Here is a 12,809-nt window from a genome sequence, read left to right as displayed (position 1 = left end):
GGGTTCGCGATGCCTGAGCGCCCCCTTCGGCGCACAACTGACCGATCGGGGGCCACGGTTGACCGCCGTTCACTCCTCGGCGCGCGCCCTGAGCACCACCTTGTTGACGGCCCAGAGGGCGATGCCGATGGCGATCAGCACCCCGGCGCGGATGTAGACCTCGGCGGGCCGGTCCGCCAGCGGGCTCGCGAGGACCAGGGCGGTGACGGCGCCCAGGACCGGCAGGGCGGTCGGCGTCCGGAAGTGCCGGTGCTCGACGCGGTCCCTGCGCAGCACGAGCACGGCCACGTTGACCACCGCGAAGACGCAGAGCAGCAGGAACGCCGTGGTGTCCCCGAGCCCCTCGATCTCGCCCGTCGAGACCAGGCCGACGGCGAGCAGCGAGACGAAGACGATGCCGGTGACGGGCGTGCGCCGCTTGGCGAGGACCCGGCCCATGGCGCGCGGCAGGATGCGTTCGTTGGCCATGCCGTAGCAGAGCCGCGAGGCCATCATGATGTTGATGAGCGCGGAGTTGGTGACCGCGAACAGCGCGATCAGCGCGAAGAGTTTGTGCGGGAAGTCGATGCCGCCCGCCTTGACGACCTCCAGCAGCGGCCCGCTCGACCCTTCGAGCGTCCTGTGGTCGACGAGCAGGGACGACACGAGGGCGACCAGGACGTAGATGGTGCCCGTCACGGCCACCCCGATGAAGATCGCGCGCGGGAAGGTGCGGACGGGGTCCTTGGTCTCCTCGGCCATGTTCACCGAGTCCTCGAAGCCGACGAAGGCGAAGAAGCCGAGGGCGGTGGCGCCGAGCACCCCGGTCAGCAGGGCGTACCCGGTGCCTCCCCCGGTGTCGAACTCGGTGAGGCGCGAGGGTTCGCCGTCGCCGCTGAGCACCGCGTACGCCCCGATCGCGAGGATGACCGCGAGCCCGGTCAGCTCGACGAGCGTGAGGACCACGTTGGTCTTCACCGACTCCGACACGCCCCGCATGTTGAGCGCGGCGAGCAGGACGACGAAGACGATCGCGACGAGGGTCGGCGGCAGCGCGTCCCCCGTCAGCTCGCCGAGGTAGTCGCCGCTGAACGCGCGGGCCGCGGCGCTCGCCGACGCCAGGCCCGAGCACATCACCATGAAGGCGATGATGAAGGTGAGGAACGGCGTCTTGAACGCCTTCTGGGTGTAGAGCGCGGCGCCGGCCGCCTTCGGGTACTTGCCGACCAGTTCGACGTAGCTCGCGGCCGTCAGGATCGCCACGACGAAGCCGATCGCGAACGGCAGCCAGAGCGCGCCGCCGACCTTCCCCGCGACCTTGCCCGTGGTCGCGTAGATGCCGGTGCCGAGGATGTCGCCGATCACGAAGAGGATCAGCAGTTTGGGGCCGATCGCGCGGTGCAGCGCACCACCGTCGTCGGCGGGTGCCGGTGTGGTGGTGGGTGTGCCGGATGCCGTCACAGGAGCCTCCCCCGAGCCCGAGAACACGTCGGGGAAGGAATGCCCGTGACGCACGTCACTATGCGCGAGTTGAGCAAGCCCAGAGCCTTCGCGGGCGGCTCCGCGCGGTCACCGGCTCAGAGGTGCCGCAGGGCGTCGCGCTCCGGCCCCCCGCCCGCCTCCGCCACGATCTCGTCGAGCGTCTGCGGCGCGCGCGCGGTGGCGAAGCGGACCTTGCCGTCGTACGTGGTGAAGCCGTGCACGCCGGGCCTGTTGAGGCTGTTGTAGGAGTAGTGCTGGGCGAAGTAGTAGGCGCCGGTGTCGAGGGCGGCGACGTGGTCGCCCGGCGCGAGCGGCGGCAGCGGCCGGTTCTCGGCGAGCAGGTCGCCCGCGAAGCAGGCGGGGCCCGCGACGTCCTGGCCGACGGTCGCGCCCCTCTTGGGGTGCCCCTCGCCGTCGTACGCGGCGATCCGCAGCGGCCACGACGCGGGCGCGTACACCGTCCGTGTCGCCACCTGCACGCCCGCGTGCGTCACCGCGATGGGCCTGCCGCCCGCCTCCTTCGTGTACTCGACGCGGGCGAGGAGCGTGCCGTGCTTGGCGAGCAGCGACCTGCCGAACTCGGTGACCAGGCCGTACCGCCCGTCGAGCAGTCCCGGCACCCGGGCCTTGAGGCGGCGCGCGTACTGCGCGTGGGTCGGGGTCTCCTCGTCGGAGCCGAAGTTGACGGCGAGGCCGCCGCCGATGTCGATGGTGTCGATCTGCCGGCGCCCGACGCGCGCGTTGATCTCCTCGGCCAGTTCGTACGTGGCCGCGACCCCGCGCACCATCATCTCCAGGGGCATGCCCTGGGAGCCGGAGTGGGCGTGCAGCCGGGTCAGCCACGGGCGGTCCAGATACGCCTGGACCACCCACTCCCTGGCACCCTCGTCCCGCAGCGGCACACCGAACTTGGAGGTCGCCGTCGCCGTCGACAGGGCCCCGATCGAGCCGCCGCCGATCTGGGAGTTGACGCGCAGGCCGATGGGGGAGGAGGTGGGCGCCGACTGGATCAGGGCGTCGACGCGGGCCAGTTCCTGGGGGTTGTCGGCGTTGACGGCGATGCCGAGCGCGAGGGCCTGGCGCAGCTCGGCCGGGGTCTTGGCGGGCGAGTCGAGCACGGTGTCGGCGGGCGCGACGCCCGCGGCCCGCGCGAGCGCCAGTTCGCCGGGGCTCGCCACCTCGGCGCCGATCCCCGCCGCGCGCAGCAGCCGCAGGACCGGCACGAGCGGCGTGGCCTTGACGGCGAAGGCGTGCAGGACGGGCGTCCCGCGCGGGGTGACCGCCTCGAAGGCGGAGCGCAGGGCCGCGGCGCTCGCGCGGATGCCGGCGATGTCGAGGAGGCCCGCGACGGGGGCGGCGGGCGAGACGATGCCCCGGTCGACGGCGGCGCGGACGGCGAGGTCGCGCCGGGCCGCGGCGGCGGCTCCCGAACGGAGGTCCCGCGTCTCGTCGTCGGCCCGGTCCCGCCCCTCGCCGGCCCCGTGCTCCCGCTCCCGCTGTTCCACGTGATCCCTGCGATCCATGCGATCCAGCCAATCACCCGGGCCGCGGCCCCGCTGCCGTACTCGTGCATTCGTTCGCTATTGACTAGCTCTATTCAGCACATCAGGATGTGAATAACAAGATTGCAGAGGGATGACGCGAGGAGGCACCGCCCATGTCAGGACCCCGCCCCGTACGGGCACCGCGCGGCACGGAACTGAGCGCCCTGGGATGGCAGCAGGAAGCCGCCCTCCGGATGCTGCAGAACAACCTCGACCCCGAGGTCGCCGAACACCCCGACAAGCTCGTCGTCTACGGCGGCACCGGCAAGGCGGCCCGCGACTGGCGCTCCTTCGACGCGATGGTGCGCACGCTGAGGACCCTGAAGCAGGACGAGACGATGCTCGTCCAGTCGGGCCGCCCCGTCGGCGTCATGCAGACCCACGAGTGGGCGCCGCGCGTCCTGATCGCCAACTCCAACCTGGTCGGCGACTGGGCGAACTGGGAGGAGTTCCGCCGCCTCGAACAGCTCGGCCTCACGATGTACGGCCAGATGACCGCGGGCTCCTGGATCTACATCGGCACGCAGGGCATCCTCCAGGGCACCTACGAGACGTTCGCCGCGGTCGCCGCGAAGAAGTTCGGCGGCACGCTGGCCGGCACCATCACCCTCACCGCGGGGCTCGGCGGCATGGGCGGCGCCCAGCCGCTCGCCGTCACCATGAACGACGGCGTGGCGATCTGCGTCGACTGCGACCCGCGCGCCATCGAGCGCCGCATCGAGCACAAGTACCTGGACGTGCGGGCGGACTCCCCGGAGCACGCGCTCCAGCTCGCCACCGAGGCCCGCGACGCCCGCCGCCCCCTCTCCATCGGCCTCCTCGGCAACGCGGCGGACCTGCTCCCGCGGATGCTCGCCGAGGGCGCGCCGATCGACATCGTGACGGACCAGACCTCCGCCCACGACCCCCTCGCGTACCTGCCGACGGGCGTCGACTTCGACGACATGGCGGCGTACGCGGCGAAGGACCCGGCAGGGTTCACGGCCCGCGCCCGCGCGTCCATGGCCCAGCACGTGGAGGCCATGGTCGGCTTCATGGACGCGGGCGCCGAGGTCTTCGACTACGGCAACTCGATCCGCGGCGAGGCACAACTGGCGGGCTACGGCCGCGCCTTCGACTTCCCCGGCTTCGTCCCCGCCTACATCCGCCCGCTCTTCTGCGAGGGCAAGGGCCCCTTCCGCTGGGCGGCGCTGTCCGGCGAGGCCTCGGACATCCACAAGACCGACAAGGCGATCCTCGACCTCTTCCCGGAGGCCGACTCCGCCCACAACGCGTCCCTCCACCGCTGGATCAAGATGGCCGGGGAGCGGGTCCACTTCCAGGGCCTGCCCGCCCGCATCTGCTGGCTCGGCTACGGCGAGCGCGAGCGCGCCGGCGAGCGCTTCAACGACATGGTGGCCTCCGGCGAGCTCCAGGCCCCCCTCGCGATCGGCCGCGACCACCTGGACTGCGGCTCGGTGGCCTCCCCGTACCGCGAGACGGAGGCCATGCTCGACGGCTCCGACGCCATCGCCGACTGGCCCCTCCTGAACGCCATGGTGAACGTCGCGTCCGGCGCGAGCTGGGTCTCCCTGCACCACGGCGGCGGCGTCGGCATGGGCCGCTCGATCCACGCGGGCCAGGTCTCCGTGGCCGACGGCACGAAGCTCGCGGGCGAGAAGATCCGCCGGGTCCTGACCAACGACCCCGGCATGGGCGTGATCCGGCACGTCGACGCGGGGTACGACATCGCGGAGACGGTCGCCGACGAGCGCGGCGTACGCGTCCCCATGCGGGAGGGCGACGCGTGACGTTCCACCAGATGTGGCGGGACCTCGCCCCGCTGGGCAGGGACGCCGCCTCGGGCGGCTACCGCCGCTACGCCTGGACCCCGGCGGACACCGACTGCCGGGCCTGGTTCGAGCAGCAGGCCGAGTCCCGCGGCCTGACCCACGAACTCGACCGCAACGGCAACCAGTGGGCCTGGCTCGGCGACCCGGCGGCGGGCGACGCGGTGGTCACCGGCTCCCACCTGGACTCCGTCCCCGACGGCGGCGCGTACGACGGGCCCCTCGGCGTCGTCTCCTCCTTCGCGGCCCTGGACGAGCTGCGCGCCCGCGGGGCGGAGCCCACCAGGCCCCTCGCGATCGTCAACTTCGCCGACGAGGAGGGCGCCCGCTTCGGCCTCGCCTGCGTCGGCTCACGGCTGACGGCCGGACAGCTCACCGTCGAGGCCGCGCACAAGCTGACGGACGGCGAGGGCGTCACGCTCCCGCGGGCCATGGAGGCGGCGGGCCACGACCCGGACGGCATCGGCCCCGACCCGGAGCGCCTCTCCCGCATCGGCGCCTTCGTGGAACTCCACGTCGAGCAGGGCAGGGCCCTCGACCTGACCGGCGACCCGGTCGGCATCGCCTCCGCCATCTGGCCCCACGGCCGCTGGCGCTACGACTTCCGGGGCGAGGCCAACCACGCGGGCACGACCCGTCTGGCCGACCGCAGGGACCCGATGCTGACGTACGCGGAGACGGTCGTCGCCGCCCGCCGCGAGGCCGAGCTGACGGGCGCGCTGGCCACCTTCGGCAAGGTGTCCGTCGAACCGAACGGCGTCAACGCCATCCCGTCGCTCGTGCGCGGCTGGCTGGACTCCCGCGCGGCCGACCAGGAGACGCTGGACGCGGTGATCACCGGCATCGAGAAGGCGGCACGCGAGTACGCGGACCGCCACGGCGTCGACCTGGACGTCGTGCGCGAGTCCTTCACGCCGGTCGTGGAGTTCGGCCACGCGCTGCGCGGCGAGCTGGCCGCGATCCTCGGCGGGGACCGCCACGACCGGCCGGTCCCGGTCCTCGGCACGGGCGCGGGACACGACGCGGGCATTTTGTCCGCCTCCATCCCCACCGCCATGCTGTTCGTACGGAACCCCACGGGCGTCTCGCACTCCCCGGCGGAGTTCGCCGCCGAGGACGACTGCGTGGCCGGGGTGACCGCACTCGCCGACGTACTGGAAGGGCTGGCGTGCAGGTGACGACGGACACGTACTGGCTGGAACACGCCTGGCTCGGCACGCATGTGGAGCCGGGCGTGGCGGTGGACGTGGCGGACGGCAGGATCACGGCGGTCCGCGCGGACACCGGCGCGCCCCCGCCCGGCGTGACGGTCCTGCGCGGCCTGACCCTGCCCGGCCTCGCGAACGCGCACAGCCACGCGTTCCACCGCGCCCTGCGCGGCACCGTCCAGGTCGGTTCGGGCACGTTCTGGACCTGGCGGGAGGTCATGTACGGGGTGGCGGACCGCCTGACCCCGGAGACCTACCACGCGCTGGCCCGCGCGGTGTACGCGGAGATGGCGCTGGCCGGCGTCACGGCGGTGGGCGAGTTCCACTACCTCCACCACGCCCCCGGCGGCACCCCGTACGCCGACCCGAACGCGATGGGCGAGGCCCTGATCCAGGCCGCGGCCGACGCGGGCGTGCGCATCACGCTCCTGGACACGGCGTACGTGGCGTCGGGCCTGCTCAGCGCGGAACGGGGCAAGGCACCCGACCGCCACCAGCTCCGCTTCTCCGACGGTACGGCCCAGGCGTGGGCGGAGCGGGTGTCGGCGCTGAAGGACCGCGACCACGCCCGGATCGGCGCGGCCGTCCACTCGGTCCGCGCGGTCCCCGCGGCCCAGCTGGCCACGGTGGCGCGCTGGGCCGCGGACCGCGGGGCCCCGCTCCACGTCCACCTCTCGGAGCAGAAGGCCGAGAACGAGGCGTGCCTCGCGGTGCACGGCTGCACGCCGACACAGCTGCTCGCCGACCACGGCGTCCTCGGTCCGCGCACGACGGGCGTCCACAACACCCACCTCACGCCGGAGGACATCGGCCTGCTCGGCGGCTCCACGACGGGCACGTGCATGTGCCCGACGACGGAACGCGACCTGGCGGACGGCATCGGCCCCGCCCTCGCCCTCCAGCGCGAGGGCAGCCCGCTCTCCCTGGGCAGCGACAGCCACGCGGTCATCGACCTCCTGGAGGAGGCGCGGGCCATGGAGCTGAACGAACGCCTCCGCTCGCATACGCGGGGCCACTGGACGGCGGCGGCGCTGCTGCGCGCGGCGACGGCCGACGGCCACGCGGCGCTGGGCTGGCCGGACGCGGGCGCCATCGAGCCGGGCGCCCGGGCCGACCTCACCACGATCGCCCTCGACTCGGTCCGCACGGCGGGCCCCGTCCCCCGCCTGGCGGCCGAGACGGCGGTCTTCGCGGCCACGGCGGCGGACGTCAGGCACGTCGTCACCGGCGGCCGCCAGATCGTACGGGACGGCGTCCACACCCTGGTCCCGGACGTCGCGTCGGCCCTGGCGGAGGCGATCGCGGCGCTACGAGACTGACCGCACCCGCCCGGCGCCGCCCGCCCCCTCGCCCCCACCCGGAGCAACCATGACGACCACACTGATCACGAACATCGCCGGCCTCGTCACCAACGACCCCGCCCAGGGCGACGGAGGCCCCCTGGGCCTCCTGACGGACGCCGCCGTCGTCCTCGACGGCGAGACCGTCGCCTGGGTGGGCCCGGCGGCCGAGGCCCCGGCGGCGGACACGAGGCACGACGCGGAGAACCGCGCCGCCATCCCCGGCTTCGTGGACTCCCACTCGCACCTGGTCTTCGCGGGCGACCGCACCCAGGAGTTCAACGCCCGCATGTCGGGCCGCCCGTACTCGGCGGGCGGCATCCGCACCACGGTGGCGGCGACCCGCGCGGCCACGGACGCCGAGCTGGAGGCGAACGTCGCGCACTACCTCGCCGAAGCCCTCCGCCAGGGCACCACCACGTTCGAGACGAAGTCGGGCTACGGCCTGACGACGGAGGACGAGGCCAGGGCTCTCCGCATCGCGGCGCGGCACACGGACGAGGTCACGTTCCTCGGCGCCCACATCGTCCCGCCCGACTGCGCCGACGACCCCGCCGCCTACGTGGACCTGGTCACCGGCGAGATGCTGGACGCCTGCGCCCCGCACGCCCGCTGGATCGACGTCTTCTGCGAGAAGGGCGCCTTCGACGGCGACCAGGCCCGCGCCATCCTGACGGCGGGCAGGGCGAAGGGACTGCACCCCCGCATCCACGCGAACCAGCTCTCGTACGGTCCCGGGGTCCAGCTCGCCGTCGAGCTGGACGCGGCGAGTGCCGACCACTGCACGCACCTGACGGACGCGGACGTGGACGCCCTGGCCCAGGGCGGCACGGTGGCGACGCTGCTCCCCGGCGCGGAGTTCTCGACGCGGGCGGAGTGGCCGGACGCCCGCCGCCTCCTCGACGCGGGCGCCACGGTGGCGCTCTCCACGGACTGCAACCCGGGCTCGTCGTTCACGTCGTCCGTCCCCTTCTGCATCGCGCTCGCCGTACGGGACATGGGCATGACCCCCGACGAGGCGGTCTGGTCGGCCACGGCGGGCGGCGCGTCGGCGCTGCGCCGCACGGACATCGGCGTCCTGCGCGAGGGCGCCCGCGCCGACCTGGCACTCCTCGACGCCCCCAGCCACGTCCACCTGGCCTACCGCCCGGGCGTCCCGCTGATCGCCGAGGTCTGGCGCCGGGGCGCACGCGTGAACTGACGGGCGGCCACACGGGCTCTCAGGCCCACATGCCGCCGTCGACGCGGAGGACCGTGCCCGTGACGTACGAGGCACGGTCACTCAGCAGCCACGCGGCGGCCTGCGCGATCTCGTCCGGGTCGGCGGCGCGCCCCAGCGGCGTCTGGGAGTTGAGGTGGTCGATGGTCCCGGGCGACTCGGCGTCCCACTCCTTCAGCATCTCGGTGAGCGTGGTGCCGGGCGCGACGGCGTTGACGCGGATGCCCTCGGGGCCGTACGTGGCGGCGGCGGACGCGGTGAGGCTGTCGACCGCCCGCTTCGTGGCCCCGTAGACGGGCAGCGCGGGGTTGGCGACGAGGCCGCCGACGCTGGAGGTGTTGACGATGGCGCCCCGCCCCGCCGTGGCGCGGAACGCGGCGACCTGGGCGTTCATGGCCAGCCACGGCCCCTTGAGGTTCACGGCGCAGAGGCGTTCGAAGTCGGCCTCGGACAGCTCGTCCATCGGCCCCGGCGGCTGCCCCGTAGCGCCGTTGTTGAAGGCGACGTCGAGCCGCCCGTACGTCTCCACGGCCCGCCCGACGGCCCGCCGGACGCTGTCGCCGTCACCGAGGTCGCACACGGCGTACTCCGCGACGCCCCCGTCCGCGCGAATCCCCTCGGCCACGGCCTTCAACTGCTCCTCCGTCCGCGCCGCGAGCAGGACGCGGGCCCCCTCCCGGGCGAACAGCCGTGCCGCCGCGGCCCCGATGCCGCGCCCGGCCCCGGAGACGAAGGCGACCTTGCCGGCGAGGAGGCCGGGGCCGGTGCCACCGGCGCTGCCGTCGTTGCTGCCATTCCTGTCATGGCTGTTGTGGCTGTCGTTGCCGTCGTTGTCGGTGTTGTCGGCGTTGCTGAGATCCATGCCGAAGAGCCTGCGCCCGCCCCGCAGGCCCAGCCAGGCACCACCGGTACCTGGCTGGGCGCAGGACCGCCCCGCACACTGGACGGGTGAACCGACAAGAGCTGGCCGGCTTCCTCCGCGGCAGACGCGAGCGCATCCGCCCCGCCGACGTGGGCCTGCCCGCGGGCCCGCGCCGCCGCACGCCGGGCCTGCGCCGCGAGGAGGTGGCGCAGCTGGCCTTCATCTCGACGGAGTACTACACGCGCCTCGAACAGGCCCGCGCGCCGCACCCCTCCCGCGAGGTGCTGGCCCAGCTGGCGCGCGCCCTGCGCCTGTCGGACGCCGAGCGCGACCACCTGCACCACCTCGCCGGTACGCCGCCCGCGCCGCCGCCCGGACCGTCGCGCGAGGTCAGGCAGAGCATCGTCGACCTCCTGAACCGCCTGCCCGACGCGGCGGCGGTGGTGGTGTCGGCGACGTACGAGGTCATCGCCTGGAATCCGCTGGCCGCCGCCCTCCTGGAGGACTTCTCCGCCCTCCCGCGCCGCGACAGGAACCTCGTCCGGCGCCACTTCCTGGCCGGCTCCCCGCTGTACGGGGCGTCGGACGCGGACACGTTCGCCCGCAACGCGGCCCAGCACCTGCGCGCCGTGGCGGCCCGCTACCCCGCCGATCCGGAGGTGACCTCGCTGGTGGCCGACCTGCTGGCCGGCAGCGAGGAGTTCGCCTGCCTCTGGGCCGCCCACGAGGTGGCCGCCCGCCCCGTCCTCTGCCGCACGTTCGACCACCCGCAGGTGGGCCCGATAGCGGTCCACTGCGACGTCCTGGACATCAAGGACAGCGACCAGCGGGTCTTCCTCTACACGGCCACCCCCGGCACCCCCGCGGCGGAGGCGCTGCGCCTCCTGTCGGTGATCGGCACCCAACGGATGGACGTCCCTGGCTGAGGGGCTGAGGGGAGGGCTCCGAGAGGGGGAGCCGTCAGCCGTGGCTGCCGTCGTCGAAGGGCCCGCCCGTGTCAGTGGTCGATCACGGGCGGGCCCTTCGGAGCGGAGCCGAGGGGAGTGCGGCCTACTCCTCCACCGTCAGGCCCTTGCGGAGCTTGACGAGCGTGCGCGAGAGCAGGCGCGAGACGTGCATCTGCGATATGCCGAGCTCCTCGCCGATCTCCGACTGCGTCATGTTGGCGACGAAGCGGAGGGAGAGGATCTTGCGCTCGCGCGGCGGCAGCTCGGCGATCAGCGGCTTCAGCGACTCGATGTACTCGATGCCTTCGAGGCCGTGGTCCTCGTAGCCGATGCGGTCCGTGAGCGCGCCCTCGGAGTCGTCCTCCTCCGGCTGGGCGTCCAGGGAGCTCGCCGTGTAGGCGTTGGACGCGGCCATGCCCTCGATGACCTCGTCATTGGTGATGCCGAGGCGGGTGGCGAGTTCGCTCACCGTGGGGGCGCGGTCGAGCTGCTGGGCGAGTTCGTCGCCCGCCTTGGCCAGGTCGAGCCGGAGCTCCTGCAGGCGGCGCGGGACGCGTACCGACCAGCTGGTGTCACGGAAGAAGCGCTTGACCTCACCGACGATCGTCGGCATCGCGAACGTGGGGAACTCCACACCACGGCTGAGCTCGAAGCGGTCGATGGCCTTGATGAGGCCGATCGTGCCGACCTGGATGATGTCCTCCATCGGCTCGCTGCGGGAGCGGAACCGGGAGGCCGCGAACTTCACCAGGGCGAGGTTGAGTTCGACCAGGGTGTTGCGGACATAAGCGTGTTCGTGCGTGCCTTCCTCAAGCGTCTCCAGACGCTCGAAGAGGGTCTTGGACAGGGCCCTCGCGTCCAGCGGCGCCACTTCGTCGTACGGCGGGATCTCGGGGAGGTCGCGCAGACCTCCGAGGGCGTCCTGAGCCTGGGCGGACTCGGGGGCGGGGCCCGGGATCACGGTGGCGGAGTGGTGCGGCAGGGTTGTCGACGTCGCTTGGTCAGTATGCGATTCGTCGAGCCGGGGTGACATGGTGTCCTCCATCGTTCTCGGCATATGGCTGCCGATGCCAATACGTGCACTGCGGTGTGCGGCGCCTCCAAAGCCGTCCGTGTCGATTGATGTCTCTTCTACCCCTACCCGCATCCACTCTCCGGTCGCAAGTGCGTTCTGAGGTGAAATGTCGGAATTCTGGAGGATGTTCGGGTACCCCAAAGCGCGGCGAGGGCGTAATGTTCGGGGACGTCATCAACCAGGTACGACGGGGCGGAAGAGAGTTTCGGATGGACCGCGGCACGGTCGGCAGTGCGCACATGGGCCGGCTTCTGGTCGAAGTGAAGAAGACGGGGACGAGTGCCGTCGTGACGCCGGCGGGCGAACTGGATCACCACACCGCCGATGTCCTGCGGGAGCCTCTGGAGAGCTGCCTCGACGACGGCGTCACCAAGCTCGTGGTGGACTGCTCGCGTCTGGAGTTCTGCGACTCCACCGGGCTCAACGTCCTGCTCGGGGCCCGCCTCAAGGCCGAGGCCGCGGGCGGTGGAATCCACCTGGCGGGGATGCTGCCGGTGGTGGCGCGGGTCTTCGAGATCACCGGAGCGGAGGCCGTCTTCACGGTCCACGAAACGCTCGACGAGGCGCTGGCGGACTGAGTCCGCCGGGTCCCGCGTGAAAGTTACGCACCAGTTGCCCCTGTGTGATCAACGCGTTATAGGTGTCACACGGACCGTCTGGAATAAGTGGGTGTTCTCACGGTCCGGCCGGGCAGGAGAGACCTGAATCCGTCATCTGTAAGAACGGCGAGCAGCCGATGTCCCTACTCGTTCCGAGTCCTCTGCGTGGCCAGAGTCCTCAGTCCTCTTGTCGGTGAGGTGAAGCGCTGATGAGCACCACCCGGCCTTACTCGCCGGGCGACCGTGGCCCGGAGTCCGAGGCCGCTGTCGCGGACGCTTCCGCGGACCGTGCCTCCGGGGAGCCCGGCGCTCGCCAGGTCCGCAGTTTGAGTCTGAACGGGGCGAGCGGCATCGTCCCGCTGGCCCGTGACTACACCCGCGAGGCGCTGCACGCCTGGGGCTGGCTGCCCGCGGAGAGCGCCGAGCGGCGCGCCGCGGCGGAGGACGTGCTCCTCGTCGTCTCCGAGCTGGTCACCAACGCCTGCCTGCACGCCGAGGGGCCCGACGAGCTCTGGCTCTCCACCGACGGCAAAGTGCTGCGCATCGAGGTCTCCGACCGCGGCACGGGGCAGCCCGCGCCCCGCACCCCGCACCGCGCGGGGCGGCCCGGCGGACACGGCATGTTCATCGTCCAGCGGCTCTGCCTCGACTGGGGCGTGGTCCGTACGCCCGGGGCGTCGGGCAAGAAGGTCTGGGCGGAGATGGGCGCCCCCGCCTGAGCCCGC

At 72.8% G+C, this 12,809-nt stretch carries 11 protein-coding genes; 7 read left to right on the top strand and 4 right to left on the bottom strand.

Translation table 11 applies throughout. The features are described 5' to 3' along the window. Window positions 1–69: 69 nt before the first annotated feature. Both AB0I16_RS22380 and AB0I16_RS22375 read right to left on the bottom strand, forming a co-directional pair. Entirely contained in the window at window positions 70–1,383 is a 1,314-nt protein-coding gene (locus tag AB0I16_RS22380; protein WP_363251276.1) for an APC family permease, read from the bottom strand. Between the two features lie 173 nt (window positions 1,384–1,556). After that, the gene (locus tag AB0I16_RS22375) at window positions 1,557–2,984 is read right to left on the bottom strand and encodes a diaminopimelate decarboxylase (protein WP_363251223.1); all 1,428 of its coding nucleotides are present in this window, start codon (window positions 2,982–2,984) and stop codon (window positions 1,557–1,559) included. Window positions 2,985–3,118: 134 nt separating this feature from the next. Between AB0I16_RS22375 and hutU the strand changes: the two genes are divergently transcribed. From hutU to hutI, 4 genes are read left to right on the top strand one after another with little or no spacing between them, the layout of a single operon-like run. Further along, on the top strand, window positions 3,119–4,795 hold the full coding sequence (gene hutU / locus AB0I16_RS22370; RefSeq protein ID WP_363251222.1) for a urocanate hydratase: 1,677 nt from the start codon (window positions 3,119–3,121) through the stop codon (window positions 4,793–4,795). A gap of 11 nt (window positions 4,796–4,806) precedes the next feature. Continuing rightward, a complete protein-coding gene (locus AB0I16_RS22365; RefSeq protein ID WP_363251275.1) occupies window positions 4,807–6,012 on the top strand; it encodes an allantoate amidohydrolase in 1,206 nt (401 codons plus the stop codon). Then, window positions 6,009–7,361 (top strand): formimidoylglutamate deiminase, encoded by a 1,353-nt coding sequence (locus AB0I16_RS22360; RefSeq protein WP_363251274.1) that lies wholly within the window; start codon window positions 6,009–6,011, stop codon window positions 7,359–7,361. The genes AB0I16_RS22365 and AB0I16_RS22360 overlap by 4 nt, the downstream gene beginning before the upstream one ends. Window positions 7,362–7,410: 49 nt before the next feature. After that, complete coding sequence (hutI, locus tag AB0I16_RS22355; protein WP_363251221.1) at window positions 7,411–8,583, top strand: imidazolonepropionase; 1,173 nt, start codon at window positions 7,411–7,413, stop codon at window positions 8,581–8,583. A gap of 19 nt (window positions 8,584–8,602) precedes the next feature. Here hutI and AB0I16_RS22350 read toward each other — a convergent pair whose 3' ends face one another. Beyond that, window positions 8,603–9,463, bottom strand: a complete 861-nt coding sequence (locus AB0I16_RS22350) for a glucose 1-dehydrogenase (RefSeq protein ID WP_363251220.1) — start codon at window positions 9,461–9,463, stop codon at window positions 8,603–8,605. A gap of 86 nt (window positions 9,464–9,549) precedes the next feature. Between AB0I16_RS22350 and AB0I16_RS22345 the strand changes: the two genes are divergently transcribed. Further along, the gene (locus AB0I16_RS22345) at window positions 9,550–10,389 is read left to right on the top strand and encodes a helix-turn-helix transcriptional regulator (RefSeq protein WP_363251218.1); all 840 of its coding nucleotides are present in this window, start codon (window positions 9,550–9,552) and stop codon (window positions 10,387–10,389) included. Window positions 10,390–10,513: 124 nt separating this feature from the next. On the opposite strand, the gene AB0I16_RS22340 is transcribed toward AB0I16_RS22345, so the two are convergent. Then, the gene (locus tag AB0I16_RS22340; RefSeq protein WP_363251217.1) at window positions 10,514–11,455 is read right to left on the bottom strand and encodes an RNA polymerase sigma factor SigF; all 942 of its coding nucleotides are present in this window, start codon (window positions 11,453–11,455) and stop codon (window positions 10,514–10,516) included. A 239-nt stretch (window positions 11,456–11,694) separates the two neighbouring features. Between AB0I16_RS22340 and AB0I16_RS22335 the strand changes: the two genes are divergently transcribed. Both AB0I16_RS22335 and AB0I16_RS22330 read left to right on the top strand, forming a co-directional pair. Then, window positions 11,695–12,063, top strand: a complete 369-nt coding sequence (locus AB0I16_RS22335; protein WP_363251216.1) for an STAS domain-containing protein — start codon at window positions 11,695–11,697, stop codon at window positions 12,061–12,063. Window positions 12,064–12,293: 230 nt separating this feature from the next. Next, complete coding sequence (locus AB0I16_RS22330) at window positions 12,294–12,803, top strand: ATP-binding protein (RefSeq protein ID WP_062778584.1); 510 nt, start codon at window positions 12,294–12,296, stop codon at window positions 12,801–12,803. Window positions 12,804–12,809: the final 6 nt, after the last annotated feature.

It is taken from the genome of Streptomyces sp. NPDC050703, from assembly GCF_040654435.1.
GTDB lineage: Bacteria > Actinomycetota > Actinomycetes > Streptomycetales > Streptomycetaceae > Streptomyces.
Note: the sequence above shows the minus strand (reverse complement) of the source record. Positions and strands in the feature narration are given on the sequence as shown.